Source organism: Flavobacterium chungnamense (assembly GCF_039539165.1).
GTDB lineage: Bacteria > Bacteroidota > Bacteroidia > Flavobacteriales > Flavobacteriaceae > Flavobacterium > Flavobacterium chungnamense.
The window spans coordinates 117,376-144,306 of the sequence record NZ_BAABCS010000003.1 but is presented as its reverse complement, the minus strand read 5'-3'; the positions used below and the strand labels follow the sequence as shown (position 1 = coordinate 144,306).

The 26,931-nt window shown below is 30.3% G+C and carries 27 protein-coding genes; 17 read left to right on the top strand and 10 right to left on the bottom strand.

Features of this window, described 5'->3' with window-relative positions:
* Positions 1-109 precede the first annotated feature (109 nt).
* Genes ABD771_RS01225 through ABD771_RS01215 form a run of 3 tightly spaced genes read left to right on the top strand, consistent with a single transcriptional unit; the run spans position 110 to position 1,707 of the window.
* A complete protein-coding gene (locus ABD771_RS01225) occupies positions 110-325 on the top strand; it encodes a DUF2007 domain-containing protein (RefSeq protein ID WP_345089472.1) in 216 nt (71 codons plus the stop codon).
* Between the two features lie 48 nt (positions 326-373).
* Complete coding sequence (locus ABD771_RS01220) at positions 374-1,183, top strand: alpha/beta hydrolase (protein ID WP_345089469.1); 810 nt, start codon at positions 374-376, stop codon at positions 1,181-1,183.
* A 2-nt stretch (positions 1,184-1,185) separates the two neighbouring features.
* Positions 1,186-1,707: a hypothetical protein gene (locus tag ABD771_RS01215; protein ID WP_345089466.1), complete on the top strand. Its 522-nt coding sequence runs from the start codon at positions 1,186-1,188 to the stop codon at positions 1,705-1,707.
* Between the two features lie 2 nt (positions 1,708-1,709).
* Here ABD771_RS01215 and ABD771_RS01210 read toward each other — a convergent pair whose 3' ends face one another.
* Positions 1,710-2,933, bottom strand: a complete 1,224-nt coding sequence (locus ABD771_RS01210; protein ID WP_345089463.1) for an MFS transporter — start codon at positions 2,931-2,933, stop codon at positions 1,710-1,712.
* 235 nt (positions 2,934-3,168) lie between these two features.
* On the opposite strand from ABD771_RS01210, the gene ABD771_RS01205 reads away from it, so the two are divergent.
* Complete coding sequence (locus ABD771_RS01205; RefSeq protein ID WP_345089460.1) at positions 3,169-4,803, top strand: ABC-F family ATP-binding cassette domain-containing protein; 1,635 nt, start codon at positions 3,169-3,171, stop codon at positions 4,801-4,803.
* Positions 4,804-4,882: 79 nt separating this feature from the next.
* On the opposite strand, the gene ABD771_RS01200 is transcribed toward ABD771_RS01205, so the two are convergent.
* The 5 genes from ABD771_RS01200 to ABD771_RS01180 all read right to left on the bottom strand — a co-directional run bounded on the left by ABD771_RS01200 (position 4,883) and on the right by ABD771_RS01180 (position 10,055).
* Positions 4,883-7,195 carry a YfbK domain-containing protein gene (locus ABD771_RS01200; protein ID WP_345089457.1) on the bottom strand — a complete coding sequence of 771 codons (2,313 nt, stop codon included), beginning with the start codon at positions 7,193-7,195 and terminating at the stop codon, positions 4,883-4,885.
* Between the two features lie 45 nt (positions 7,196-7,240).
* On the bottom strand, positions 7,241-7,636 hold the full coding sequence (locus ABD771_RS01195) for a carboxypeptidase-like regulatory domain-containing protein (protein WP_345089454.1): 396 nt from the start codon (positions 7,634-7,636) through the stop codon (positions 7,241-7,243).
* A gap of 30 nt (positions 7,637-7,666) precedes the next feature.
* On the bottom strand, positions 7,667-8,581 hold the full coding sequence (locus ABD771_RS01190; protein WP_345089451.1) for a hypothetical protein: 915 nt from the start codon (positions 8,579-8,581) through the stop codon (positions 7,667-7,669).
* A gap of 3 nt (positions 8,582-8,584) precedes the next feature.
* Entirely contained in the window at positions 8,585-9,085 is a 501-nt protein-coding gene (locus tag ABD771_RS01185; protein WP_344814936.1) for an RNA polymerase sigma factor, read from the bottom strand.
* Positions 9,086-9,221: 136 nt separating this feature from the next.
* A complete protein-coding gene (locus ABD771_RS01180) occupies positions 9,222-10,055 on the bottom strand; it encodes a DUF6929 family protein (RefSeq protein WP_345089446.1) in 834 nt (277 codons plus the stop codon).
* A gap of 59 nt (positions 10,056-10,114) precedes the next feature.
* Here ABD771_RS01180 and ABD771_RS01175 point away from each other — a divergent pair, with 59 nt between their 5' ends.
* Entirely contained in the window at positions 10,115-10,987 is an 873-nt protein-coding gene (locus ABD771_RS01175; RefSeq protein ID WP_345089443.1) for a PPK2 family polyphosphate kinase, read from the top strand.
* Positions 10,988-11,178: 191 nt separating this feature from the next.
* Here ABD771_RS01175 and ABD771_RS01170 read toward each other — a convergent pair whose 3' ends face one another.
* Positions 11,179-11,553, bottom strand: a complete 375-nt coding sequence (locus tag ABD771_RS01170; protein WP_345089440.1) for a hypothetical protein — start codon at positions 11,551-11,553, stop codon at positions 11,179-11,181.
* Between the two features lie 176 nt (positions 11,554-11,729).
* On the opposite strand from ABD771_RS01170, the gene ABD771_RS01165 reads away from it, so the two are divergent.
* Genes ABD771_RS01165 through ABD771_RS01155 form a run of 3 tightly spaced genes read left to right on the top strand, consistent with a single transcriptional unit; the run spans position 11,730 to position 13,937 of the window.
* Positions 11,730-13,136 carry an MATE family efflux transporter gene (locus tag ABD771_RS01165; RefSeq protein WP_345089437.1) on the top strand — a complete coding sequence of 469 codons (1,407 nt, stop codon included), beginning with the start codon at positions 11,730-11,732 and terminating at the stop codon, positions 13,134-13,136.
* Positions 13,120-13,698, top strand: a complete 579-nt coding sequence (locus tag ABD771_RS01160) for a hypothetical protein (protein ID WP_345089435.1) — start codon at positions 13,120-13,122, stop codon at positions 13,696-13,698. Before ABD771_RS01165 ends, ABD771_RS01160 begins: the two co-directional genes overlap by 17 nt.
* 11 nt (positions 13,699-13,709) lie before the next feature.
* Positions 13,710-13,937 carry a hypothetical protein gene (locus ABD771_RS01155; RefSeq protein WP_298115261.1) on the top strand — a complete coding sequence of 76 codons (228 nt, stop codon included), beginning with the start codon at positions 13,710-13,712 and terminating at the stop codon, positions 13,935-13,937.
* On the opposite strand, the gene meaB is transcribed toward ABD771_RS01155, so the two are convergent.
* The gene (gene meaB / locus ABD771_RS01150; RefSeq protein WP_345089432.1) at positions 13,938-15,053 is read right to left on the bottom strand and encodes a methylmalonyl Co-A mutase-associated GTPase MeaB; all 1,116 of its coding nucleotides are present in this window, start codon (positions 15,051-15,053) and stop codon (positions 13,938-13,940) included. It abuts the gene before it with no gap.
* A gap of 12 nt (positions 15,054-15,065) precedes the next feature.
* On the opposite strand from meaB, the gene ABD771_RS01145 reads away from it, so the two are divergent.
* From ABD771_RS01145 to ABD771_RS01135, 3 genes are all read left to right on the top strand, one after another.
* Complete coding sequence (locus ABD771_RS01145) at positions 15,066-16,343, top strand: MFS transporter (protein ID WP_345089429.1); 1,278 nt, start codon at positions 15,066-15,068, stop codon at positions 16,341-16,343.
* A 127-nt stretch (positions 16,344-16,470) separates the two neighbouring features.
* Positions 16,471-17,877, top strand: coding sequence for an FAD-binding oxidoreductase (locus ABD771_RS01140; RefSeq protein WP_345089426.1), 1,407 nt, complete (start codon positions 16,471-16,473; stop codon positions 17,875-17,877).
* Between the two features lie 34 nt (positions 17,878-17,911).
* Positions 17,912-18,400 (top strand): DUF3592 domain-containing protein, encoded by a 489-nt coding sequence (locus tag ABD771_RS01135; RefSeq protein ID WP_345089423.1) that lies wholly within the window; start codon positions 17,912-17,914, stop codon positions 18,398-18,400.
* Between the two features lie 382 nt (positions 18,401-18,782).
* Here the strand turns inward: ABD771_RS01135 and ABD771_RS01130 are convergent, their stop codons facing one another.
* Entirely contained in the window at positions 18,783-20,432 is a 1,650-nt protein-coding gene (locus ABD771_RS01130) for an XAC2610-related protein (RefSeq protein ID WP_345089420.1), read from the bottom strand.
* A gap of 140 nt (positions 20,433-20,572) precedes the next feature.
* Here ABD771_RS01130 and nadC point away from each other — a divergent pair, with 140 nt between their 5' ends.
* The 4 genes from nadC (at position 20,573) to priA (ending at position 25,383) form a co-directional block, all read left to right on the top strand.
* Positions 20,573-21,430, top strand: a complete 858-nt coding sequence (gene nadC / locus ABD771_RS01125; RefSeq protein ID WP_345089417.1) for a carboxylating nicotinate-nucleotide diphosphorylase — start codon at positions 20,573-20,575, stop codon at positions 21,428-21,430.
* Positions 21,431-21,434: 4 nt separating this feature from the next.
* A complete protein-coding gene (locus ABD771_RS01120; RefSeq protein ID WP_345089414.1) occupies positions 21,435-22,379 on the top strand; it encodes a YihY/virulence factor BrkB family protein in 945 nt (314 codons plus the stop codon).
* A 72-nt stretch (positions 22,380-22,451) separates the two neighbouring features.
* Positions 22,452-22,886, top strand: a complete 435-nt coding sequence (locus ABD771_RS01115; protein ID WP_345089412.1) for a DUF2147 domain-containing protein — start codon at positions 22,452-22,454, stop codon at positions 22,884-22,886.
* A 49-nt stretch (positions 22,887-22,935) separates the two neighbouring features.
* Positions 22,936-25,383, top strand: a complete 2,448-nt coding sequence (gene priA, locus ABD771_RS01110) for a replication restart helicase PriA (RefSeq protein ID WP_345089410.1) — start codon at positions 22,936-22,938, stop codon at positions 25,381-25,383.
* On the opposite strand, the gene ABD771_RS01105 is transcribed toward priA, so the two are convergent.
* Complete coding sequence (locus ABD771_RS01105) at positions 25,380-26,075, bottom strand: LytR/AlgR family response regulator transcription factor (protein WP_345089406.1); 696 nt, start codon at positions 26,073-26,075, stop codon at positions 25,380-25,382. The two genes, priA and ABD771_RS01105, sit on opposite strands and share 4 nt — an antisense overlap.
* A gap of 191 nt (positions 26,076-26,266) precedes the next feature.
* Here ABD771_RS01105 and rpsF point away from each other — a divergent pair, with 191 nt between their 5' ends.
* Together rpsF and rpsR are read left to right on the top strand one after the other, a co-directional pair.
* Positions 26,267-26,608, top strand: a complete 342-nt coding sequence (gene rpsF / locus ABD771_RS01100) for a 30S ribosomal protein S6 (protein ID WP_344814920.1) — start codon at positions 26,267-26,269, stop codon at positions 26,606-26,608.
* Positions 26,609-26,610: 2 nt separating this feature from the next.
* Positions 26,611-26,907: a 30S ribosomal protein S18 gene (gene rpsR, locus ABD771_RS01095; RefSeq protein ID WP_007138295.1), complete on the top strand. Its 297-nt coding sequence runs from the start codon at positions 26,611-26,613 to the stop codon at positions 26,905-26,907.
* The last annotated feature ends 24 nt before the right edge of the window (positions 26,908-26,931 follow it).

The window sequence follows — 26,931 nt, the reverse complement described above, 5'->3', positions numbered from 1 at the left end:
TAGTTTTCAGTCGCAGTTTTCAGTTTTCAGTTTGTCACACTGAGCTTGTCGAAGTGCTTTCGCTATTATAAAATATACAATTTACAACAATACAATTTACAACACAAAAATGGGTTTAATCAAAATATTTTCAGGAGAAGAAGTTCTAGCTATTTCATTGCAAGAAAAAATAGAAGCAGTTGGGATAAATACAGTTTTAAGACATAACAATCAAGCGAATGTTCTACCAAGTATTCAAACTTCAAAAGCAGCAGAATTATTTATCCAAGAAATCGATTACGGAAAGGCAAGTCCTGTAATTGAGGAGTTTAGATTGAGTTTGTAATAAATACTAATTCAACTTTTTTTGAGTTATCAAATAAATCATAATTCAATGAAATTATTTCGATTTATTATTTTAAGATTAACTCTTTTCTTTGGAATGATTTACTTGCTTTATGTGGGTTACGTTTATTTCAATCAAGCTGAAATGGTTTTCATAGCTAATAAACTTCCAAATAATTACAAATTTGAATTTAATCAAAACTTTGAAGAATTCAATATTCCTTCCTATGATGGAAAGAAACAAAATGGATTATTATTCAAAACTTCAAATCCAAAAGGATTAATTTTTTATCTTCACGGAAATGCAGGTTCGCTTGATTCTTGGGGAAATAATGCCAAAATATTTACTGATTTAGGATACGATATTTTCTTTTTGGATTATCGTGGATTTGGCAAAAGTGAGGGTAAAATTGAAAACCAAGAGCAAGTTTTTCGAGATTTAAATGTCGTTTATGATAAAATTGCTTCCAAATACAAAAACAATCAAAAAATAATTATTGGATATTCAATCGGCACAGGATTGGCAACTTATTTAGCCTCAATAAAAAATCCAGATAAATTAATTCTTCAAGCTCCATTTTATAATTTTCTTGAACTTTCGAGTGGAAGTGTGCCATATTTTCCTAATTTTTTAAAGAAATTTCAATTTGAAACCAATAAATATATTGTAAAAGTAAAAGCTCCGATTTATCTTTTTCATGGTAATCAAGACCAACTTATTTCCTATGATAATTCCTTTAGACTAAGGAAAATTATCAAAGCAACTGATAGTTTATTTACTTTAGAAAATCAAGGTCATTTAGGGATCAATGATAATTCAAATTTTCAAGAGAAGTTAAAAGAAATTTTAAAAAACTAATTATGAATAAAATTGTAATTCTATTTTTGGTTCTACTATGTTTTTCTTGTAAAAAGGAAAAGTTTACTACTGAAAGTTTGTTTCTTGAAAATTTAAAAGAAAGCTCAAATTTTTATGAAGACGAAATAAAGGTTATTTCAACTTCAATAAAGATTAGATATGAAGAATATTCTGTTAAATCAACAAAATTTGATACATTAAATAGCATCACAAAAAGACTTGATGTTTTTTTAAATGATATAAAAACAAAAGACAAACAAGAGAAAATAATATTTCAAGAAAAATTTATCAAAGACATAAACAAACTTAATTCAGAATATAAATTGAATAGTTTTATTGTAGAAAAACTTAAAGTTCTTGATAATGAAACGTTATATTATTATTTAAAATCTGAACTTTGTAAAAATCAATTTGAAAACTATAATATACATTACAAGAAATTGCCTGTTTATTGTGGTTATAAAAAATTATCTACTAAACAAGACGAATTAATTAAAATTATTGAAGCTTCAGATATTAAGTAATTTTATTTAAACAAATTCAATTTGTAAGTTAATGCTGAAATTAAAACGCCAAAAACTCCAATAAAGGCAAACGAATATTTCAAGCTTGTAAGTTCGGCAATGTAACCTATTATTGGTGGTCCAATTAAAAATCCGACAAAGCTGATGCTTGAGACTATTGTTAACGCAACACTTGTTGAAACTTTTTTGCTGTTTCCAGCTGCATTAAATACAATCGGAATTACATTAGAAACTCCAAATCCAACTAACATAAAAGCAATTGTGCAAGGAATCAAATAAGGAAATAAAACTGCACAATATAATCCGATTGATATCACAAATCCACTTGTAAGAATCACATTTTTTGAACCAAATTTCCGTACTAAAACATCACTTAAAAAGCGTCCAATTGCCATAGTTATCATAAAGGAAGTGTAACCTAAAATAGCTAATGCACCTGGAGCTTTAACAATTTCTTTAAAATAAACACCACTCCAATCAAACATTATTCCTTCACTCGCCATGCATAAAAAACAAATCAAACCATACCAAATCAAAGTTTTATCTTGAATTTTGAAGAATGAGGTTTTCTCTTTTTCTCCTGGTTTTTGAGGTTTGACTTTTACTAAATAATTATAATTAGTTGCAATTAATATTGTGATAATCAATAAAACTATTAGAAAATGTTGAAAAGGAGATAGTTTTAAAAACAACATCAACAATGCTAATAATGCGCCAGAAAATCCTGCTAAACTCCATGAACCATGAAATGATCCTGTTATTGGTTTGTCAAACAATTGTTGTGTAAAAACGCCTTGACTGTTGACAGCAATATTGCAAAAATTACCAAAAAATCCGAAGAGAAATAAACCTAAAGCTAATTGCCAACTTTCTGATGGCAAACCCAATAAAGTAAGAAAGAAAGCATACACAAAAAGCCCTAAAACGGCTATTTTTCTACTACCATACTTTGCAACTACTAAACCAGATAAAGGCATTGCTAACAATTGACCTGCTGGTAAAGCAAATAAAATGGTACCTAAATCGGATTCGCTTAAATTCAAGCTTAATTTCAAATCAGGAATTCTACTTGCCCAAGTTGCAAAGCAAAAACCCATTCCGAAGAAAAATAACGAAGTAGCAATTCTTATTCGTATAAGATAAGATTTTTTCGCTTTTTGGAAGGATTTTTTAATCTTGGCTTTAGGTAAAATTTTGCTTAAAAAACTATAGTCAATTAATGGCATAAGGGTTCATTAGATTTTCAAAATTACTCTAAATTTATTTTTTGCCTTTCAAATTGTGTAACTAAATCTTCCGAATTATTTAAACTTTAAAAAATTAGCATTTCAATTAATAAATCATTGAAAAACAAACCTTTTTTTTCTGATATTGAAATTGATAAATTCCTTAATTAATCTATCTTTGCACCTTCAAAAAAAAATCTGATAATCTAATTATCTAAAAATCTAACAATCTAAAATGATTACAGTTAACGATATTGCCGTTGAATTTGGTGGAACAACTCTTTTTAGCGAAGTAACATTTGCTATCAATGAAACTGATAAAATTGCCTTAATGGGTAAAAATGGTGCAGGAAAATCTACTTTGTTAAAAATTGTTGCCGGTGCAAATAAACCAACACGCGGAAATATTTCAGCTCCAAGTGATGCGGTTGTTGCCTATTTGCCTCAGCATTTATTAACAGAAGATAATTGTACGGTAATGGAAGAAACATCAAAAGCGTTTGCTGCGGTGTTAAATATGAAAAAAGAGATCGACGAAATCAACGAACAATTGACCATTCGTACCGATTATGAAAGTGATGACTACATGAAATTGATTGAAAGAGTTTCGGAGTTATCTGAAAAATACTATTCAATTGAAGAAGTAAATTATGAAGCCGAAGTTGAAAAAATATTGAAAGGATTAGGATTTGAAAGAGAAGATTTCAATCGTCCAACAAAAGAATTTTCAGGTGGTTGGAGAATGCGAATTGAATTAGCAAAAATCTTATTGACAAAACCAGATTTGATTCTTCTAGATGAGCCAACCAATCACTTAGATATGGATAGTATCGAATGGTTGGAAGATTTTCTTATCAATCAAGCCAAAGCCGTAATGGTAATTTCGCACGATAGAGCTTTTGTAGATAACATTACAAACCGAACTATCGAAGTTACAATGGGAAGAATTTATGACTACAAAGCCAAGTATTCTCATTATTTAGAATTAAGAAAAGACAGACGTGTTCATCAGCAAAAAGCATATGACGAGCAACAGAAATACATCGCAGATAATCAAGCATTTATTGATAGATTTCGTGGTACTTTTTCAAAAACAGATGCTGTTCAATCGCGTGTTAGAATGTTAGAAAAAATTGTTCCTATTGAGGTTGATGAAATTGATAATTCGGCTTTAAAATTGAAATTTCCACCATCAATTCGTTCAGGTCAATATCCAGTAATTGTCAAAGATTTAGAGAAATCGTATGGTGATAAATTGATTTTTAAAGATGCCAATATCGTAATTGAACGAGGAGATAAAGTAGCATTTGTTGGAAAAAATGGTGAAGGAAAATCAACAATGATTAAAGCCATCATGAAAGAAATCGAAATCAATAGTGGTTCGGTTGAGGTTGGACATAATGCTCAAATTGGTTACTTTGCTCAAAATCAAGCTGCATTGTTAGACGAAAACGCTACTATTTTTGAAACAATTGACAATATTGCAGTTGGCGATGTTCGTACGCAAATTAAAAATATTCTTGGAGCTTTTATGTTTCATGGCGATGATACAACCAAAAAAGTAAAAGTGCTTTCTGGTGGTGAAAAAACCCGTTTGGCAATGATTAAATTATTGTTAGAACCTGTAAATCTTCTAATTTTGGATGAGCCATCAAATCACTTAGATATGAAAACCAAAGACATTATCAAAGATGCTTTGCGTGATTTTGATGGAACTTTAATCCTAGTTTCACACGATAGAGATTTCCTTGACGGATTGGCTACAAAAGTATTTGAATTTGGAAACAAACGAGTAAAAGAACATTTTGAAGACATAAAAGGTTTCCTTGCTCATAAAAAAATGGATTCTTTGAAAGAAATTGAGAAGTAAAACTTTTTTATAAAAATCAAACCCGATAAATTCTATGAACTTATCGGGTTTTTTTAATTAACCAATTTAATCTAACTATTTATTTTATTGCTTCAACTAGTCTAATAAATTCTGCTCTGTAACCTTCTGAATCATTTACCAATCCTTCTTTAGCTAAAGCAGCAATGTCTATTGATGATTTATTAAGAACAAGTTTTGAGTCTCTTAGTTTTAATCCAAACCATGCTACAGCTACACTAAATTTAAAATCTGGCGATGCAGTGTAAAAGGCATCATGCTTGTTAGAAATAAGTGCAGTCATTTCTGTACTTTTATCACCATCAGGTTTTTTGTAACGGAATTTTATTGTAGCTAATTCGTTGTTGAAATTGGTGGTGGATACATCTGTTTTAGTATATTTTAAATCAGATGGCTCTTGATACAATTCATTTTTCACTCCAGTTGGAATAATTTCATATAAAGCCGTAACGGTATGACCACTTCCTAATTCACCAGCATCGATGGCATCATTTTTAAAGTCTTCAGGACGCAATTTTCTATTTTCATAACCAATTAATCGATAGGCTTGTACTAAACTAGGATTGAATTCAATTTGAATTTTTACATCTTTTGCAATAGCAAACATGGAGCATTTAAACTCTTTACCAAGAAAACGATTAGCTTCTTGAATGTTATCGATATAGGCATAATTTCCGTTTCCTTTGTCGGCAAGAACTTCCATTTTGCTGTCTTTATAATTTCCCATTCCATATCCTAAACATGTTAAGAAAACACCTGATTTTCTTTTTTCTTCAATTAAAGTTTGCATATCAGTATTCGATGAAGCTCCAACATTAAAATCGCCATCTGTTGCCAGAATTACTCTGTTATTACCATTTTTAATGAAGTTTTCTTGCGCTACTTTGTAAGCCAATTCAATGCCGGCGCCACCAGCAGTGCTTCCACCAGCATTTAGTTTATCTAAAGAGTTTATTATGGTTTCTTTCTCACTTCCAGACATAGAAGGCAGAACTAAACCTGCTGCTCCAGCATAGACTACAATTGATATTCTATCTTCTTTGCGAAGTTGATTCACCAATATTTTTAAAGATTGTTTTAGTAGTGGCAATTTGTTAGTATCACTCATTGAACCCGATACATCAATAAGAAAAACTAAATTTGAATTAGGTAAATCTTTTGTTTGAATATCTTTTCCTTGCAAGCCAATGCGAACAATTTTATTGTTGCTGTTCCAAGGGCAATCATTATAATCGGTATTTATTGAAAATGGATGTTCATTTTGAGGTTGTGGATAGTTGTATTTGAAAAAATTAATCATTTCCTCAACTCTTACCGCATCTTTTGGAACTGTTTGTCCAATATTTATGAATCGTCTAACATTAGTATAAGAAGCATTATCAACATCAATTGAAAACGTAGAAATAGGTGCACTTTTTGGACTTTCAAATTGATTTTCTATGAAGTTTTCATATTCCTCTTGATCAACTTCAATTTTGGTCGATTTTGGTTTTACAGGCGTTTTTTCTTCCTCATCTGTTTCATCATATTCAATGGTAGTTTTATTATTATACCCTTTTTTTGTAGTAACAACTATTACTCCATTTACACCTTGTTCGCCATATAATGCAGCTCCTTGTGCTCCTTTAATAACATTTACATTATCTACTAAACTTGGAGGTAGTTGATTTAAAACTTCAGCTGATGAAATCACATTATCAATCACAATTAGAGCTTGATTATTTCCAGATATTGAGCGATTTCCTCTCAATACTACTCTTGTATCGCCATTTACACCATTACTAATAGCATTAACTTGTAAACCGGAAACTTTTCCATTCAATGATTGTAAAACACTTGGACTTGAGGCTTGATTTATTTCTCTGGCACTAATCGTTTTTTGAGACGAAACTGTTGCATCTTTAGTTCTTTTTATTCCTAATGCACCAACAACAACTACATTATTTAATACTGTTGATTTTTCACTTTTGTCATACATAACCTCTGAAATTTCAGATTGTTGAGGTGCAGATTTTATTTTATTATCATCAGAATAAATTGCATTTCTTCCTGATCCTACAACGACAACGTCCTGTAATTGATTGGATAATTCATTTAAAACAACATTGATTGTATTTGAAGTACCAACTGTAACGCCTTTTGTTTGATATCCAATATAACTAAAGACCAAAATGTCACCACTTTTAGCTTTTATGGCATACTTACCATAAGTATCTGTAGCAACACCATTGGTAGTTCCTTTAATAATAATTGATGCTCCTGGTAGTGGACCATTCTTGTCGGTTACAGTACCAGTGATGTTTTTTTCTTGCCCAAATGTTAGGAAACATATAAGCATAGCAAGGACCGATGAAATAAGTTTTGAACTTTTCATAATATTAAATTTTAAGGTTAGACTATGTGTGAAGTGTTATTCTAGCTACATTTTTTCAATAGCTTCTTTTGAAATTTTGATTATTTCTGTTTGATTTTTTTGTTTTCTAATGGAACTCTCAACAGGATAAGTTTCTTGCAATAAAATGGTATTACTTATTAAAACTATATTTAATGTATTAGTTCGTTTCTTTATTTTTACTTTTAAAGTGTCATATCCAATAAAGCTAAATAGTAATGTTTCTCCAACCTTTACTTTGATAGAAAATTTTCCATCGAAATCGGTATGAGTAACCGTTTTAGTTCCTTTTATTTGAACAACCACAAATGGAAGCACTTCGTTTTTATCAGAAACGGTTCCTGTAATTGTTTTTTCTTGGCTAAAACTAAGGAAACAACAAAGCATAGTTATGGCTAATGAAATAAGTTTAAGACTTTTCATGGTTTTAGTTTTTTTAATATATAAAATGGTTTATTCCTTTTTGGGCAAAGGTTTTCCGTCTTTTGTTGTGACAATTACGATGCCTTTTTTTCCTTTTTCTCCATAAATTGAAACGGCTTTTTCTGGAGGTAAAATAGAAATACTTTCAATCTTTTGTTTATTTAAAGGCGCATATGGACTTGTCGGATTCGGACCAAATAATTCTTGTTCGGTGTAATATATTTTATTGATGATATAGAGAGGATCCGGTAATTCTAAAATATATTCAATATCTTCATCATTAATATTAGATAATTTTTCTCTCGAAACTTCACCATCTATTACCACAATTGGCTCTTGTTTTTTAATATCCTTATTCTTTTTTAAATTATCCTCATTTTTTTCAATCTTAACTTCTTCATAAGTTACACCTCGTGATTCAAAATTGTTATTACCATACCAAGTAGTGCTAGAATTTTTTGGAGCTTGATTATAACTTCCTATTGTTGGGGCTACCAAAGCATCTTCATTAAATCTTTTAGCATTATCTTTTTCTTCAATTTTATCTTTAATAACAACCGTATTTGGTTTTGAAATCTGTTCTTTTAAAATTTCATCCGCATTTTCTTTAATATTCGGATTTTCAATTTCTGTAGAAACTATGGCATTTTGATTTTCTAATGAATCTTGAATTATTGGTTTTTCAGTTTCTTTTGTTACGATTTCATTGTTGGGTGAAACAATTTCTTTTTCGGTTTTTAAAAACTGATAACCAATGGTAACTACTAATACAATTGAGGCTGCAACTAAAAGTTTCTTCCAATTGTTGTTATGTTTCTTTTCAACTTTGGTATCTAGTTTTGCATCAATTCTCGACCAAACTTTTTCCATCGAGGGAAAATCTTTGGTTTCAGCATTTTCAGCAGCCGATTTTATTTTGTTGAATAAATTATCTTGATTGTCCATGACTTATTTTACTTGTTGATAATAATGATTGTTGACTAATTCTTTCAATTTGGTTTTAGCCACATTCAATTGTGATTTTGATGTTCCTTCCGATATTTTTAGCATGCTCGCTATTTCTTTATGACCGTAACCTTCAATCACAAAGAGGTTAAAAATAGTTTTGCATCCTTCTGGAATAAAATTGAGTAAATTCAACAAATCTTCTTCTTCCAAATGAGTTTCTGGCAACGTTTCCGGTTGCAGTTGGATACTTGCGTCTTCAATGTAAATATTAAAGTTTACATTTCTTTTCAATTGATGCAAGCATTGATTTACTGTTATTTTTCTTGCCCAAGCTTCAAAAGCGCCCAATTCTTTCAATTGATCCATTTTGGTAAAAATAGTGTAGAAAGCATCGGCCAATACTTCTTCAATTTCTTCTTCCTTTTTTAAATACCTTTTGCAAGTGCGATACAGCTTAGGTGACATCAGTTCGTAAACTTGTCGCTGTGCATCGCGTTGCATTTTTCGGCAGTTAATAAGTATCGTTTCGTTTATCACAATTAAGGTATTTATTATAAAGAGGACATTTTTTATAAAAAGGTTGGGAAGAGATGAAAAAGTTTTTTTTTAGTTTATTCTATTTGCTTTTCACTTTTCACTATTTACTAATCACTAACTTATAAATATTAGATTCTAAAACTTCGGTATCATTATCTTCACAAAGTAAAAATTCAATTTCTTTTTCCGATTTTTTGAAAAGCGTTATTCCTTCAAATTTTTGTGTATCGGTAATTTTCTTTGTAAAATCAATTTTCATTTTCTTTACATCAATTCTTCCAACAATACTGCCAAGCACTTCACCGTCGTTATAAGTTGAGTCAGTATTCTCTGCAGTTGCCAGAAAATAGATTTTGTCGTCAACCAAAATGGCATCGGTAAAACTGGTTCTAATGCCTTTTATTTTTGGTAGTTTGTATTCATTTGCTACAATTCGGAATTCGTTTGCTAAGTTTTTTCCATCGATAGAGAAGACTATATTTTTATTGGTTTTTCCATTACCTCTGTTGAATAAAAACCAAGTCTCACCATTAAAAATAGCACCTTCTAGATTAAAATCTTCTTCAGCTATTTTTCCAAAAGATTGCATAGCCAAATATAAATCGGATAAATCTTGCGATTTAATAACATTTTTAGATTTTGCATCAACCTGAACCATAATGGTACGATTTACTGTTGAACCTGATCCAAAAAGGTATAAACTATCTTGATATTTTGTAATGGCTTCAAAATCGGGTTTAATGCTTTTAGGAATATTTTCTTCTGAATTTTCAGCTAATGCATGACGTTCAAGTTTATTGCTATCGATATGATATTCATATAAGTAGGAGCTATTGTCACCAATTGCAAAAATAGTATTATCTTGATAAATCAAACCAGAAGCAGAGCCAAGACCAATGATTTTAAATAGTAACGTAAGCTGAAATTTTTCCATTTTGTTTAGTGTATGAGAAGTCAAAAATACTATTTTTACAATAATTAAATGAATTAAAAATGAAATCAATTAACGTAGAAGATTTTAAAGTTGTTAGAAACATAAATTTGTCGAAGATCCCAACAAAATTAGATATTGGCACAGATAAAGAGCAAGAGGAAGAAGCTTTGGATAAAGTTCAAATGAAGCTGAGTAAAAAGCAAGATGCTATGTATGCACACAATCGTCATGCGTTTTTAATTTGCTTACAAGGAATGGACACAAGCGGAAAAGACAGCTTAATTCGTGAGGTTTTTAAAGAATTTAATCCGCGTGGAGTAGTGGTTCATAGTTTTAAAACCCCAAATTCTACTGAGTTGGAACACGATTATTTGTGGCGTCATTATTTGGCTTTACCAGAGAAAGGAAAATTTGCTGTTTTCAACAGAACACATTATGAAAATGTATTGGTAACAAGAGTACATCCAGAATATATTTTATTTGAAAACCTTCCTGGAATTGAAAAAGTAGAAGATATCAAGCCACAATTTTGGGAAAATCGCTTTGAGCAAATCAATAATTTTGAAAAACATATCTCGCAGAATGGTACTAAAATTTTGAAGTTTTATTTTCATATGAGTAAAGAAGAGCAACGTTTAAGATTGTTAAAACGATTAGAAACTCCAGAAGACAATTGGAAATTTTCGACTGGTGATTTAAAAGAACGCGAACGTTGGGATGATTACATGAATTATTACGAAGAGGCAATAAATAAAACAGCAACTGAAAATGCGCCTTGGTATGTTGTTCCTGCTGATGATAAAGGAGTTGCTCGATACATAGTAGCCAAAACCATTTGGGAAGAAATAGAAAAATTAACCGATATTACCGAACCAGAATTAGATCCAAAAGTTGCAGCAAATATTGAGGTTTACAGACAACAATTGAAATAAAAAAAAGCACAATAAGATTTTTTATTGTGCTTTTTTTCTATGCAATATGACCTTTATAGTTTGAAACCGTAGGCAAGACGCAATGCAATTTGATTAGTTTTAAATTCATTGTAATCTTCATATCTCAAACTAACATCAAAACTTTTATTTGCATAACCAATTCCTGGCGCCCATAAAAAAGTCGTGTCATCCTATCCATTTGTTACTGCAAATCCTGCACCAACTTCACCCAAAACATAAAATCTATTTTCCCAAACAAAGGCTTTAAAACCAAATTTTACAGGAATAAAACCTAAATCTTTAACATTGTCATCAATGAATAAATTAGTGAAACCAGTAGTTAAAGTTAATGATGTTCTTTGTGATAAATCATATTGAAGTCTAGCATCCGCACCTAATGAAAAGTTGTAAGCATTGTCTGTTGGTAAACCGCCATTTATTCCAAATCCAAATTTGAAGCCTTTGTCATAGTTTTTTTCTTTAGTTTCTTGTGCAATAGTTAAGCTTGAGAACATTAAGAAAATTGCGATTGAAATACTTAGTTTAATTTTTTTTGTAAATAACATAATAATGAATTTTTGTGTTTTAATTTTTTGCAAACTTACAGCTGCCATTCACAACAGATGTTATATATTTTTTCCTTTCTTTTATATATTTTTTTAAATAAATGAATCAGATTTTTTAAATAAATCAAAGGCATTCTATTAGTTCTATTTATATTTGCCAACTCAAAAACTGTACTGTGAATATATCCCAATATACCAAAGAGTTTCGTTATAATCTAAAATTAGCTTATCCAGTAATTTTGGGTATGCTTGGTCATACTTTAATTGGAATTGTAGATAACATTATGGTTGGAAAATTAGGTTCAACCGAATTGGCAGCTGTTTCGCTAGGTAATAGTTTGATTTTTGTTGCTATGTCAATCGGAATTGGGTTTTCTACTGCTTTGACACCAATTATTGGTGAAGCTGATGCAGAAAAAGATAACAATAAAATCCGTTCAGCTTTTCACCACGGAATGCTTTTGTGTACGATTTTAGGTTTCGCATTATTCGGAATGGTTGTTTTGGCGAAACCAATTATGGAAATGCTACACCAACCAAAAGAAGTGATTGAGTTGGCAAAACCTTACTTAGATTGGGTTGCTTTTTCATTAGTTCCACTAATAATTTATCAAGGATACAAGCAGTTTGCCGATGGTTTATCGATGACAAAATATTCGATGTATGCTATTGTTGGAGCCAATATCATTCACGTTATCATAAACTATTTATTAATCTACGGAATTTGGATTTTCCCAAAAATGGGAATTATTGGCGCCGCTCTTGGAACTGTAATTTCCAGAATTGCAATGGTAGTTTTTATGCACTTTATTTTGGCAAAACAAGAACGTTTGAAGCAGTATTTTAAAGGATTTAGTTTTGATGAAATTAAAAAAGCAACTATTGTCAAAATTGTAAATCTAGGAATGCCTTCAGCCATGCAAATGTTGTTTGAAGTTGTGCTATTTACAGCAGCAATTTGGCTTTGCGGAAACATCGGAAAAACGAGTCAAGCTGCCAATCAAATTGCTTTGAGTTTGGCTTCAATGACGTTTATGTTTGCTATGGGATTGAGCGTAGTTTCAATGATTAGAATTAGTAATCAAAAAGGATTACAAGATTATAAAAATTTAGTTGTGGTGGCTCGTTCTATTTTTTTATTAGCGATAATAATTGAAGTTGTTTTTGCTGTTCTATTTGTTGTTTTTCATCAAATATTACCACCATTATTTATGGATATGAAAGACCAAGTTCAACTTGTTGATAATACTGAAGTTGTAACTATTGCCGCTAAATTACTATTAGTTGCTGCCATTTTTCAAATTTCAGATGGAATTCAAGTTGTTGTTCTTGGAGCTTTACGTGGCTTGCAAGATGTGAAAATTCCTATGTATATTACTTTTGTAGCGTATTGGATTATTGGTTTTCCAATATCTTATTATTTAGGAGAATATACTGATTTTAAAGCCGTAGGTGTTTGGTTAGGCCTTTTGGCAGGATTAACAGCAGCAGCATTATTTTTGTACATTCGTTTTCATTATCTAACAAAATCATTAATTTTGAAAGATAGTTTAAAAATTTCCCCAAATGATACAACTAAATAGAGGAGAAGAATTCAGGCAAATAATTATTGAAGATCCATTGCAAAAAAATTATGCTGTTTCCAATTATGGTAGAATTATTAGTTATACAAATGATTTTTTAAGTGGAAGAGAGATAAAGTGCGCAAAAGCCGAAGGTTTTAGAGTTTTTAGATATCAAACTAGAGAAAATGGCAAACGAAAAGACAAAGGTTTTCTAGTTTATAAATTAGTAGCTCAATATTTTATTCCAAATGATAATCCAGAACGAACAATGGTTATTCATTTAGACTTTAGTAAAGACAATGATAGAGTTGAAAATTTGATATGGGCTACTAGAAGAGAACAAATTGATTTTCAATCGAAAAACCCAAACGTAATAGCAAATAAAGCTCGAATTATTGAATTTAATAAAAAAGCTGATGGTGCTAAGTTAACTTCTACACAAGTAATAAGAATAAAAAAAATGTTGCAACGACCAGACAATAAAACTCGTTTGGTCATGATTGCAAAACAATTCAATATTTCAACCCAACAATTATATCGCATAAGAACTGGCGAAAATTGGGGACACATTAAAGTTTAAAAATAAATACTATGCAATTACCAAAGTTTGTACTAGCCGACAACTCCGATTTTCCAGATGATATATTCGTTATACATTTAGATTTTCCACGTTTTATTATCAATTTAAAAGATGATGAAGTGGAGTTTTTAGAGGATTTAGAAGGAGAGGATGAAACCGAATTAGAATCTGAAATGGAACATTTAATTACGTTAGCTGGAGAATTCTACGATAAAGAGATGGAAGCTTACGAAGAGTAATTATCTAAAATACTTTTCCAACAAATTCATAGCAGCTGCAAAGGGTGAAATTTCATCATTTTGCACTGCTTTTTTGTTTTCTTCCAATTGTTTGATAATCTCAGGATGATTGTAGAAATTTGACTTTAATTGCTCATTAATAGTTTCCATCATCCAAAATTGATTCTGATTTTGACGTTTTTCTTCAAAATAATGATTGGATTTTACCAGTTCAAAATAGTCTGAAATCGTTTTCCAAACAGCATCAATTCCTTCTTTGGTATAAGAACTACAAGTTGCAGCAGTTGGAATCCAGCCACTTTGCTTGGCAGGAAATAAATGTAATGCTCTATTGAATTCTGTTTTGGCTAATTTTGCTTTTGCAATGTTATCACCATCGGCTTTATTGATTACAATGGCATCAGCCATTTCCATAATACCACGCTTTATGCCTTGCAATTCATCGCCTGCACCAGAAATTTTTAATAATAAAAAGAAATCTACCATGCTATGAACAGCAGTTTCGCTTTGACCAACGCCAACAGTTTCAATGATTATGGTATCAAATCCGCAAGCTTCACATAAAATTATGGTTTCACGTGTTTTTCTAGCAACTCCGCCAAGAGTTTCTCCGGAAGCACTCGGACGAATAAAAGCGTTTTCATCTTTTACTAATTCTTCCATTCGGGTTTTGTCACCAAGAATACTTCCGTGCGAAATAGTACTACTTGGATCGACAGCCAAAACGGCAACTTTTCGTTCTAAAGAAGTGATATGTTTTCCAAAAGCTTCAATAAAAGTACTTTTTCCAACGCCAGGAACACCAGTAATTCCAATACGAATTGATTTATTTGCATGGGGTAAACACGCTTGAATTATGGTATTAGCTTTTTCTAAATGTTCAGGATTGGTACTTTCTACTAGCGTAATGGCTCGACTTAAAGCTACTTTATCTTTTGCCAAAATACCATCAATCAACTCTTGCGCAGAAGGTTGTTTTCTTCGCATTTGTTTAATTACTTCTACAGAAGAATTGCTCAAACTTTGAGGTTGATTAACGCCATCTTTTTCCGATAAAGCCGATTTTTTTGATGATTGTTCCAATAGTAATGGTATTTCTATTACAAATTTAGGCAAAATATTTTCGTTATGAACTTTGCAATAAAATTTTGCTTCTTTGCCGTTAAAAAAAGTATTTTTGCAGTATTAAAACTTACAACTTTGCAAACACAATCTGCAGCATTAAATAAAGAGGATTTACTTAATAAAACAGTTTACTCCATTCTGTTTTCTATCAGTTTTGCTCATTTGCTTAACGATTTAATACAAGCTATTATTCCTTCAATTTATCCAATAATAAAGGAAAGTTATCATCTAACATTTTCTCAAATCGGATTAATCACTTTCGCTTTTCAATTTTCTGCTTCAATTTTTCAACCTTTAGTTGGCTATTACACCGATAAAAATCCAAAACCATTTTCTCAAATTTATGGAATGCTTTTTTCAATGGCTGGAATTATTTCAATTTCTTTTGCCAGTAATTTTTATTGGATAATTGCTTCGGTGGTTTTAATTGGCACTGGTTCATCTATTTTTCATCCTGAATCTGCTCGAATTTCTAACTTAGCTTCTGGCGGAAAACGTGGTTTGGCACAATCTATTTTTCAAGTTGGAGGTAACTTCGGAACTGCTCTCGGACCACTTTTAGTTGCTTTAATTGTAGTTCCTAATTCTCAAAAATACATCCTTTGGTTCGTTATTGTTGCTGCTTTAGGTTTGATTATCCTAAGTAAAATTGCGTTTTGGTACAAAGAACATCTCGTGTTCAGAAAAAATAAAGTCCAGCCATTTATTGATTTACATAATTTGCCTAAAAGGAAAGTTCAAATTTCTATCGCAATTTTATTAATAGTAATTTTTTCTAAGTTTTTCTACTCAGCGAGTCTTTCAAGTTATTATCAGTTTTATATCATCGATAAATTTGGATTAACCATAAAACAAGCACAGTTTCACATGTTTATTTACTTGTTTTCGTATGCGGTTGGAACCATTCTTGGCGGACCTTTAGGCGATAAAATTGGAAGAAAATATGTTATTTGGTTATCAGTTTTTGGAGCTTTTCCTTTTGCTTTAGCATTACCTTATGTAAATTTATTTTGGACTGATGTTTTAATGGTTGTAATCGGAATCATAATCTCTTCTGCCTTTCCTGCAATTTTGGTCTATGCACAAGAGTTAGTTCCTAAAAAACTCGGAATGGTCTCAGGATTATTCTATGGTTTTGCTTTCGGAATGGGAGCATTAGGCTCAGCTTTACTTGGAAAACTTGCCGACGCAACTTCCATACAATACGTTTATCACGTTTGTTCTTACCTACCATTAATAGGGATCATTTGTTATTTTTTACCAAATTTGAAAAAAAGGTAGATTAGGGCTAGTTTGAGGTCGTATTTTGTAAATGAAAAATTCCAAAAGCAGTTAAGTTGTAAAAATCTATTTTCTATTTTCTTTATTCTATTTTCTTTTTCTATTTTTACTTCACAATTTATACAAAATGCAATTAAATACCGAAATACTAAATAAGTTAACTTCTATTGTGGGAGTGTCTTATGTTTTTACCGATATTGAAACTCGAAATCATTACGGTCATGATGAAACCGAAGATTATGTTTTTCCTCCAAATGTTGTTTTAAAACCAGCAAATAACAAGGAAATTTCAGAAATCTTAAAAGTTGCCAACGAATATAAAATTCCAACAACACCAATCGGAGCGCGAACAGGCTTGAGTGGTGGTGCTTTATCAATTTACCAAGGCATCGGATTGTCTATGGAACGATTGAATAAAATAATTGAAATTGATGAACAAAATCTTCAAGTTACTACCGAACCTGCTGTAATTACTCAAGTTTTACGTGAAGCAGTTGCAGAAAAAGGTTTGTTTTATCCAGTCGATCCAAGTAGTCAAGGAAGTTGCTGGATTGGTGGAAATGTAGCCGAAAATTCTGGTGGTGCACGTGCCGTGAAATATGGTGTTACAAAAGATTATGTGCTAAATATGGAAGTGGTTTTGCCTAATGGAGAAATCATTTGGACAGGAGCTAATACACTAAAAAATTCTACAGGATATAATCTTACTCAATTGATGGTTGGTAGTGAAGGAACTTTGGGTGTCATAACTAAAATTGTTCTAAAACTTCTTCCTCAGAACACGCATAATGTATTGATGTTAGTTCCATTTTTCAAAGCAAGTCAAGCTTGTGAAGCCGTTTCGGCTATTTTTAGAGCCGGAATTATTCCAAGTGCTTTAGAGTTTATGGAACGTGATGCTATTGATTGGACCTTGAAATACAATGACAATATCAATATTAATGTCAATGACAATGTTCAAGCACATTTATTGATTGAAGTTGATGGAAATTATCCTGAAATTCTTTTTTCTGAAGCTGAAAAGATTATGAATGTAGTGGAGCAATTTGAAATCGATGAGGTTTTGTTTGCTGATAGTGAAGACCAAAAAAATGCACTTTGGAAAATGCGCCGTTCTGTTGGAGAAGCTGTAAAATCCAATTCAATCTATAAAGAAGAAGATACAGTAGTTCCAAGATATGTGTTACCTGAATTATTAAACGGAATTAAGAAAATCGGATATAAATATGGATTCAAATCGGTTTGTTATGGTCATGCTGGAGATGGAAATCTTCACGTAAATATCATCAAAGGAGAAATGAATGATGAAAATTGGGAGAAAGAAGTGCCTAAAGGAATTCGTGAAATCTTTGAATTAACAGTTGCTCTAAAAGGAACTCTTTCTGGCGAACACGGAATCGGTTTTGTGCAAAAAAACTTTATGGATATTGCTTTTTCAAAAGTTCATTTAGAACTAATGGAACGCATCAAATATGTCTTTGACCCAAATAATATTCTAAATCCAGGAAAGATATTTCCTGATGAAAATAATTAATTGTTAGAAGTGTTTTTAAAACAAAATCGAATAGATGAATTTAAATAGAAAATATGAATGGTTATTTGTTATAGCATTTGTGTTTTTCATGTTTTATAAGCCTATTTTTTGTTTCTTGCTATTAGGCACATTGATTATTTTATATGTAATTCAATATTCTCTTTTTCTAAATAATGTAAACAAAAATGGGAAAGAAATTAATGGCAAAATTTTATCATACGAAATAGAAGATGATGGTTATAAATCTCCTCTTGTTGAATTTGAAATAAATGGAAAGAAAATAATAAAAAAACCATACTATTACTCATCAACTGATTTGAGTAAGTTCAAAACATATCGAAATAATATTGATATGTCAATACCAATTATATATATTCCAAACGATCCTGAAAAATTCATTATTAAAAGTGAAAAGAATTTTAATTATTTCACCTTAATATTATTTACGATTGTTGGTTTAATTTTTTTATTAATAGGCTTTGCACAACTTTTCAATTTCATAAAAATTGATGGTTTGAATTAAAAAAAAAACCACTATTACTAAAATTAGTTCGCATCAATGATTGGCTTAAGACTTATTAGAAAATTAATTAGTCATTTTTTTAAGCGTTTTTTCTTTCAAAGTTTTCGGTTTATTTTTTACCAACAATATTAAAATGAGCCAATAAATTCAAGCTAATTAACGAAAAAAGGCACAAATTTTGAATTTTGTGCCTTTTGTTTTTTTATTAATTAATCTCTTTTAGGAGTATTTTTTTTGTTTCTTTTTTCCTCTTTTTTCTCTTTCGCGGTTTTAAGAGGTTCTTTTTTTACGGTTTTTTTTGCGTCTTGACTTTTTGCCATGATTTATGGTTTTTAATATTGCTAATAGGTAAATGTAATAAATATTTGTAATAATTTCAATTTTATCTGCTCAGATTTTTGTCTTTTTCAGTTTTTCTTAAAATAATTTTATTGTTTTTTATTTTCTGATACGTTTTCAAATAGTAATATTCCTCACTATTTTTTTCTTTAAACAATTCTTCAACGAATTTTTCTTCAAATAGAATTTTGCCTTTTAAATCATAACGGATGATATGTTCTAAATGATAAGACCTTCCCATATTGTAGTATAAAGTTATGGTTATTAACTTGTTATCGACAGTTATTTCTGAACCAGATAGTTTTTTACTATAATCAAATTTTCTAGTTTTGGGATTAAATATATAGTTGTCATAAAACGCATGACTAGCTCCAGAACTTGTAGAGTTATAAATTGAAAAATCTAAAAAACCATCAAAATTAAAATCTTTAAAATCATCAGATAACGAATAGAATAAACTTTTTTTATCACCAATAATCATATCTGGTTTTGAAATCAAAATAATTTTTCGAGTCTTACTATTTACTAATTTCCTTATAATATCTCTTGCTTTTAAAGGTTTTTTATTGTCATCAAAAATAATTTCGAGAGTGGTTTTCCAATAACATTCAAGATTATTGATTTTAAATGGTTTACTATAATAAATATGATTTTCAGCTGGTACGCCATATTTTTTGAATTGGTATTTTTTATATTTAAAAGTGTCTTTGCTAATCGTATCTAATTCAAATCTTTCATTGTATTTGAATTTTGTCACAATAGAGTCAAAAGCATAACCCATTGTATCATTCGTATCCACAATGGTTTCTTGATTAACAAGTGATTGAATAAAAATAGAATCATTTACAAACTCTGAAGTCATTTTATAACTATCAGAATCACCTCCAACTATTCCTAAAGTAATTTCTTTTATAGTGTCATTATGATTGAACTGAAGCACTTTCATAGTTTCATCACCATATTTTTGACGATAATAAATCGAGCCATAATAATATGGGTTTTCTCTAGATAAAAAGGCATCAGGTGATCTATAATATTTTTCATTGACTTCAACTTTTGTAGAATCTATTCCAAGTTGATAAAGTTCATTTCCGGCCAATTTTCTTGAATTTTTAATGTCTTCAAGATAGTTATCCATGGATTCTTTTTTCTTGTCAATAAAGTTATAAATGAAATTTTTGTGTTCTGTAGTTTCTTCAATTACTATAGAATCGTTGTTAAATGTTACGTTATAAAAATGAAAATTACTTGATAATCTATTATAATCATCGGTATATAAAAGGTATTTAGAAGGTGATACTTTATCAATTCTAAAGGTTTCGCCACTAATATATTCCTTATACAAGTTATCTCTATAAGCTATATGACTTTCAGCAAATGGATTATAGATTGCTCCAACATACTCTCCATAAAGATTTATAACTTTAAAAATGGAATCTTTTTCGTAGAATATTTCGGCACTATAATAATTTAACTGTGTTGAGTCTTTATTATAAATATCTTTGTAATGGCCTAAAAAGCGTTTTAATAAAATAGAATCTGGTTCAGATCTTCTATATTCAAATGGTGGAGTTTTTGTTTCAACTTCTTCGACAATGCTGTTTTTTTTAATTTGCTTGTTGACAACAGATTTGCAGCCGTTTATCAGTAGAAGAATGTAAAGAGAAAGTATAAAATAATTACTATTCTTCATGAGTTTTTGAAGTTATTAAACGCTATCAAATGTATAAAAAAATGTAATTGAATAGTTTTAGTTAATCTATTTATAATTTCAGATTTATATCATAACGCAAATCAACATTTTTAATTATTTTAGCCATTCAAATTTAGATTATGATTTCAGAAACACAATTTCAAAACGAACTCCAATTAATTATACAAAATGCCATTCGAGAAGATGTTGGTGATGGTGATCATTCTTCACTAGCATGTATTCCGGCTGATGCACAAGGAAAAGCTAAACTATTAGTAAAAGACAATGGAATTATTGCCGGAGTAGAGTTTGCCAAAATGGTTTTCAATTATGTTGATGCTAATCTGAAAGTAGAAACATTCATCAATGATGGTTTAAGTGTACAATATGGCGACGTAGTTTTTCATGTTTCAGGAAGTTCGCAATCGATTCTTAAAGCAGAACGGTTGGTGTTGAATTCCATGCAGCGAATGAGCGCAATTGCAACCAAAACTAAAAAATATGTTGATTTGTTGGCAGGAACCAATACAAAAGTTCTTGATACAAGAAAAACAACACCTGGTTTTAGAGCTTGCGAAAAATGGGCTGTAAAAATTGGTGGTGGTGAAAATCACCGATTTGCATTGTACGATATGGTAATGTTGAAAGATAATCACAACGATTTTGCTGGAGGAATTACAAAAGCAATTAACAAAACAAAAGAATATTTAAAAGCCAACAATAAAGATTTAAAAATTATAGTTGAAGCAAGAAATCTTGATGAAATAAAAGAAATTTTAGAAAGTGAAGGTGTTTTCAGAATTTTAATCGATAATTTCAATTTTGAAGATACTAAAAAAGCAGTTGCCTTAATTGGAACAAAATGTTTGACAGAATCATCAGGAAACATTAATGAAAATACCATTCGTAATTATGCTGAGTGTGGAGTGAATTATATTTCATCTGGTGCTTTAACGCATTCTGTTTATAACATGGATTTGAGTTTGAAAGCAATCTAAAAAAATGACATTAGAAGAAAAAATAAAAGGTTTTCCAGTAATTAAGCAACTTATAGCTTTTGGTAATTCAATCAAATTGCCTTGGTTGCATGGTTTGTCATTATACGAACTTTTAGAGTTATACATTACAGGAGTTATAGAAGGTGCTTTATCCTATCGTGCAGCTGCAATTGCCTTTAGTTTCTTTATGGCGTTGTTTCCTTTTGCTTTGTTTATTCTTAACTTGATTCCGTATATTCCAATTGAAGGTTTTCAAGAAGATTTCCTCGGATTTGTTAAAGATGGCGTTCCTCCTACAACTTATGATGCTATTTTCAAAATCATAAATGATATTCTTCACAACAGTCATTCGGGATTGATTTCTACTGGAGTTATTATGGCGGTTTTGTTGATGACTAATGGAGTAAATGCAATTCTTGGAGGTTTTGAAAACTCGCAACACATAACAATAAAACGCGCTTTTGTTCGTCAATATCTTGTTTCACTTGGAATGTCTATTTTGCTTTCATTGATATTGATAATTACGGTTGCAACTATTGTAATTTTTGAAGTTTTAATTCAAAAAACTAAAATTCAAGATGTACTATCAGAAAATATTCCAATAATAGAAATGAGCCGTTATATATTCTTGATTTTAATGATTTTAATTGCAACTTCTATACTTTTTAAATTTGGAATTAAACGTAATGGCAAACGTGCATTTATTTCAATTGGTTCAGTTTTTACTACTATTTTAATTATTTTATCTTCCTATTTTTTCGGAATTTGGGTAGTAAAATTCTCTAAATACAATGAACTTTATGGTTCCATTGGGACACTTCTAGTTGTAATGTTTTACATTTGGATTAATTGTATGATTCTTTTATTAGGATTCGAATTGAATGCTCTAATTCAAAAACTAAAAAGAGAAAAAGCACTCGAATTAGAAACAGAAATTAGTTTAAATTAATATTTTTAAGTCATAAATCAATAATAAATATTCACAAATTAAGAAATAAATCCAGTCAAGAAGATGTTAAAAATGTTCAAACTTAAAAATAGTTTAGTTTTACTTTTTGTTTTGTTTTTTCAAATAGTGCAAAGTCAATCTGTTTTAGGAAAATGGAAAACTATTGATGATGAAACTGGAAAAGAAAAAGCAGTTGTAGAAATCTATGAAGTAGATGGAAAAATTTACGGAAGAATCGTTGAAATTTTAGAAGTTGAACATCGATTCAAAAAATGTACATTATGTCAAGGAACAGATAAAGACAAACCAATTATGGGCTTGATTTTCATTAAAGGATTGACTAAAGATGTCGATGAATATAGTGGTGGCAAGATTTTAGATCCAAAAAATGGTAAGTTATACAAATGTTATATCACATTGGAAGGCGATGACAAATTAAAAGTTCGTGGTTATATTGGAATTTCTCTTTTTGGGAGAACCCAATATTGGAAAAGAGTGAAAAATTAGTTTGTTTTAGTCTCTTTCATCTATTTTCTATTCTCTTTATTATAAAAAAATGCATTTCATTGAAGTAATTTTACCGCTTTCTTTACCCAAAACGTTCACTTACAGCGTTTCGGAAGCCGAGTACAATTACATCAAAATCGGAATGCGTGTTGCGGTTCCATTTGGGAAAAGTAAGATATATACGGGATTGGTTTTAGATTTGCATCAAATTCCACCAACATTATACGAAGCCAAGGAAATTCATCAAATATTAGATGAAAAACCAATTATAAATGAGTTTCAAATACAGCATTGGCAATGGATTGCATCGTATTATATGTGTAATCTTGGTGACGTTTTTCGTGGCGCAATGCCATCCGCTTTTATTTTAGAAAGTGAAACTATAATTTCTCAAAAAAAAGATTTCAATGTAAATGAATCCGATTTATCTGATGATGAATTTCTGATTTTTGAAGCACTTCAACATCAAAGTTCATTAAAAGTTCAGGATATCAGTGCAATTTTGAACAAGAAGAATATTTTTCCTATAGTCCAGAAATTACTTAATAAAAATGTGCTTTCGCTTCAAGAAGAAATGCAAGATGAATACAAGCCAAAGCTAATTAGATACATTCGTTTACATGAAGATTATACTTCCGACGAAAGTCTGATTTCGTTATTAGATTCTTTAAATGGAGCAAAGCAAAAGGAACTTTTATTGCATTATTTTCAATTGAATGCACAAGAGAGAAAGCCAATATCAGTTAAGCAATTAACCGAAATTGCGCAGTCAACATCAGTAACAATTAAAGCGTTGATTGATAAAAATATTTTTGAAGAGTATTACATTCAAGAAGACAGAGTAAATTTTGATAAAAATAAAACCGATAATAATTTAGTTTTAAGTGAAGCTCAACAAAAGACTTTTGTAGAAATTAAAGAGAGTTTTCTTTCTAGAGATGTTTCGTTACTTCATGGTGTTACATCATCAGGAAAAACAGAAATTTACACTAAATTAATAGAGGAATATATTGCCCAAGGCGAACAAGTCTTGTATTTATTGCCCGAAATTGCTTTGACTACACAATTGGTTTCTCGTTTAACTGCGCATTTTGGAAATCAAGTCGCTGTTTTTCATTCGAAATATTCTAATAATGAACGTGTTGAAGTTTGGAATCAAGTTCTAGAAAATTCAGAAAAAGCTAAAATAGTGATAGGAGCAAGGTCTTCTTTGTTTTTACCTTTTTCTAATTTAGGATTGATAATTATTGATGAAGAGCACGAACAAACTTTTAAGCAACAAGATCCTGCACCAAGATATCATGCACGTGATGCAGCAATTGTTTTAGCAAATTTACAAAAAGCGAAAGTTTTATTAGGATCGGCAACACCAAGTATTGAAACTTATTTTAACGCTCAATCAGGAAAATTCGGGATGATTTCAATTTCAGAACGTTTCGGAAAAGCACCTTTACCCGAAGTTGAATTGGTTGATTTAAAAGAAAATTACTTCAAAAAACGAATGAAAGGTCATTTCAGTTTGACGCTTATTGAGGCAATTACTGAAGCATTAAGTTTAGGAGAGCAAATCATTTTATTTCAAAATCGACGTGGTTTTTCTCCAGTTTTAGAATGTATGACTTGTGGTCACATTCCGCAATGTACTAGTTGCAATGTTAGTTTGACTTATCATAAATTTAAAAATCAGTTGCGTTGTCATTATTGTGGGTATTCTATTGCAAAACCAACTAATTGCCATGCTTGTTCAAGTGTAGATATTTCTGCTAAAGGTTTTGGTACTGAGCAAATTGAATTAGAATTAGCCGAATTGTTTCCAACAAAAAACATCAAGCGAATGGATCAAGACACCACTCGCGGAAAATACAGTTTTGAAAAATTAATTGATAGCTTTAAAAATCGTGAAATTGATATTTTAGTTGGAACTCAAATGCTTGCAAAAGGATTAGATTTTGACAACGTATCATTAGTCGGAATTATGAATGCTGACACAATGTTGTATCATCCAGATTTTAGAGCTTTTGAAAGAAGTTTTCAAATGATGACACAAGTTTCTGGTCGTGCAGGACGTTCAGACAAACGCGGAAAAGTAATTATTCAAACCTATAATGTAAATCATAATGTTATTCAGCAAGTAACGCACAATGATTATGTTGGAATGTATAATGAGCAATTGTATGAACGCCAGATTTATAAATATCCACCCTATTTCCGTTTGATTAAATTGACTTTAAAGCACAAAGATTTTGATAAATTAAAAGAAGGCTCGATGTGGTTGTATCAAGTGATGCAGCAACATTTGCAACTACCAGTTTTAGGTCCAGAAGAACCAGGAATTAATCGTATTCGTAATGAATATATTCGAACCATAATGGTTAAAATTCCACAAAATGTGTCTATTCCAAACACAAAAAAAACTATCCAGAAAATTCTGAATAGTTTTGATGTTATTCCGCAATACAGAACTATAAAAGTTACTGCAAACGTTGATTTTTATTAAGCAATTGCTAAAGCTCTAATTAAATCTTCTTTCTTATTACGACTTAATGGAATTTTAGTAACTCCAATTTCGGCAAACTTACTATTGAAACGTTCCACTTTGTCGATATTAATGATATACGATTTGTGAACTCTAATAAATTTATCTTTAGATAAGTCTTTTTCAAAAGATTTCATAGTTGATAGAACAAGATTAGTATCTTCTTCAGTAACTACTTTTACATAATCACCATAAGCTTCAATCCATTTGATTTTGTTTGTAAAAACCTTTAATTTTTTAAGGTTACTCTTAATAAAGATATGTTCTCCTTCATCGTCATGATTGTCTTGACGTAACATATAATGGTCTAATGCTCTTTTTACAGAAGCATTAAAACGCTCTAGTACAATTGGTTTTTGCAAATAATCTGTAGCATCATAATCAAATGCTTTCAAGGCATACTCAGCTTTAGAAGTAATGAAAATTACTTGAGGTTTAACTTTTAAACCATCAATAAAATCAAAACCGCTAATTACAGGCATCTCTACATCTAAAAAGATTAGGTCAACCGTATGCACCGTCATACAATTTTTTGCTTCAATCGCATTAGAAAAATCACCCACTAGTTGTAGATTAGGATGATTATTGACTAACTTTGCAATGACCATTCTTTGAAGAGAACTATCATCAACTACCACACAATTTAGTTTCATAATTTTTTCTTTGTTAAGATTAGGGGTTACAAACATACTACTTTTTTTTGAAAAAAATAACGTTTGTCGACTTTTTTTGCTTTTAAGCAGTATTTTTTTGCATTTAGGCGATATTTTGTGTTTTTGAGTTGTGTAACTAATATTTATTTCTACCTTTGCACCCAATTTTATATAATTAAAACATATTTATTATGAATCATTACGAAACTGTTTTCATCTTAAATCCCGTTTTATCTGATGTTCAGATAAAGGAAACAGTAAGCAAATTTGAAGATTTTCTTACAAGTAGAGGAGCAAAGATGGTATCTAAAGAGGATTGGGGCTTAAAAAAATTAGCTTACGAAATCCAAAACAAAAAAAGTGGTTTTTACCATTTATTTGAATTCCAAGTAGCTCCAGAAGTATTAATTGCTTTTGAAACTGAATTTAGACGTGACGAACGTGTTATGCGTTTCTTAACTGTAAGTTTAGACAAACATGCAATTTCATGGGCAGAAAGAAGAAGAGAAAAACTTAAAGTAGCAAAAGCTTAATCATGGCAACATTACAACAATCAGCTTCAGGAAAAAAAGACGGAGATATCAGATATTTAACGCCTTTGAACATAGAAACAAACAAAACTAAAAAGTATTGTCGTTTCAAAAAATCTGGAATCAAATACATCGATTATAAAGATGCCGATTTCTTATTAAAATTCGTTAACGAGCAAGGTAAAATTTTACCAAGACGTTTAACAGGAACTTCATTGAAGTATCAAAGAAAAGTGTCAGTAGCTGTAAAAAGAGCTCGTCACTTAGCTTTAATGCCATATGTAGCAGATTTATTAAAATAATTAATTAATTAAAAAGTTGTTGTC

What these genes read in the sequence shown, in the direction of transcription:
- ABD771_RS01175 (WP_345089443.1), top strand. Translation starts at nt 10,115, where the DNA reads ATGAAATCAATTAACGTAGAAGATTTTAAAGTTGTTAGAAACATAAAT.
- ABD771_RS01200 (WP_345089457.1), bottom strand. Translation starts at nt 7,195, where the DNA reads ATGAAAAGTTCAAAACTTATTTCATCGGTCCTTGCTATGCTTATATGT.
- ABD771_RS01135 (WP_345089423.1), top strand. Translation starts at nt 17,912, where the DNA reads ATGAATTTAAATAGAAAATATGAATGGTTATTTGTTATAGCATTTGTG.
- ABD771_RS01225 (WP_345089472.1), top strand. Translation starts at nt 110, where the DNA reads ATGGGTTTAATCAAAATATTTTCAGGAGAAGAAGTTCTAGCTATTTCA.
- ABD771_RS01215 (WP_345089466.1), top strand. Translation starts at nt 1,186, where the DNA reads ATGAATAAAATTGTAATTCTATTTTTGGTTCTACTATGTTTTTCTTGT.
- rpsR (WP_007138295.1), top strand. Translation starts at nt 26,611, where the DNA reads ATGGCAACATTACAACAATCAGCTTCAGGAAAAAAAGACGGAGATATC.
- ABD771_RS01205 (WP_345089460.1), top strand. Translation starts at nt 3,169, where the DNA reads ATGATTACAGTTAACGATATTGCCGTTGAATTTGGTGGAACAACTCTT.
- ABD771_RS01115 (WP_345089412.1), top strand. Translation starts at nt 22,452, where the DNA reads ATGTTCAAACTTAAAAATAGTTTAGTTTTACTTTTTGTTTTGTTTTTT.
- ABD771_RS01155 (WP_298115261.1), top strand. Translation starts at nt 13,710, where the DNA reads ATGCAATTACCAAAGTTTGTACTAGCCGACAACTCCGATTTTCCAGAT.
- ABD771_RS01170 (WP_345089440.1), bottom strand. Translation starts at nt 11,553, where the DNA reads ATGTTATTTACAAAAAAAATTAAACTAAGTATTTCAATCGCAATTTTC.
- rpsF (WP_344814920.1), top strand. Translation starts at nt 26,267, where the DNA reads ATGAATCATTACGAAACTGTTTTCATCTTAAATCCCGTTTTATCTGAT.
- ABD771_RS01195 (WP_345089454.1), bottom strand. Translation starts at nt 7,636, where the DNA reads ATGAAAAGTCTTAAACTTATTTCATTAGCCATAACTATGCTTTGTTGT.
- ABD771_RS01180 (WP_345089446.1), bottom strand. Translation starts at nt 10,055, where the DNA reads ATGGAAAAATTTCAGCTTACGTTACTATTTAAAATCATTGGTCTTGGC.
- priA (WP_345089410.1), top strand. Translation starts at nt 22,936, where the DNA reads ATGCATTTCATTGAAGTAATTTTACCGCTTTCTTTACCCAAAACGTTC.
- ABD771_RS01160 (WP_345089435.1), top strand. Translation starts at nt 13,120, where the DNA reads ATGATACAACTAAATAGAGGAGAAGAATTCAGGCAAATAATTATTGAA.
- nadC (WP_345089417.1), top strand. Translation starts at nt 20,573, where the DNA reads ATGATTTCAGAAACACAATTTCAAAACGAACTCCAATTAATTATACAA.
- ABD771_RS01145 (WP_345089429.1), top strand. Translation starts at nt 15,066, where the DNA reads ATGAACTTTGCAATAAAATTTTGCTTCTTTGCCGTTAAAAAAAGTATT.
- ABD771_RS01185 (WP_344814936.1), bottom strand. Translation starts at nt 9,085, where the DNA reads ATGCAACGCGATGCACAGCGACAAGTTTACGAACTGATGTCACCTAAG.
- ABD771_RS01210 (WP_345089463.1), bottom strand. Translation starts at nt 2,933, where the DNA reads ATGCCATTAATTGACTATAGTTTTTTAAGCAAAATTTTACCTAAAGCC.
- ABD771_RS01120 (WP_345089414.1), top strand. Translation starts at nt 21,435, where the DNA reads ATGACATTAGAAGAAAAAATAAAAGGTTTTCCAGTAATTAAGCAACTT.
- ABD771_RS01140 (WP_345089426.1), top strand. Translation starts at nt 16,471, where the DNA reads ATGCAATTAAATACCGAAATACTAAATAAGTTAACTTCTATTGTGGGA.
- ABD771_RS01105 (WP_345089406.1), bottom strand. Translation starts at nt 26,075, where the DNA reads ATGAAACTAAATTGTGTGGTAGTTGATGATAGTTCTCTTCAAAGAATG.
- ABD771_RS01220 (WP_345089469.1), top strand. Translation starts at nt 374, where the DNA reads ATGAAATTATTTCGATTTATTATTTTAAGATTAACTCTTTTCTTTGGA.
- ABD771_RS01190 (WP_345089451.1), bottom strand. Translation starts at nt 8,581, where the DNA reads ATGGACAATCAAGATAATTTATTCAACAAAATAAAATCGGCTGCTGAA.
- ABD771_RS01130 (WP_345089420.1), bottom strand. Translation starts at nt 20,432, where the DNA reads ATGAAGAATAGTAATTATTTTATACTTTCTCTTTACATTCTTCTACTG.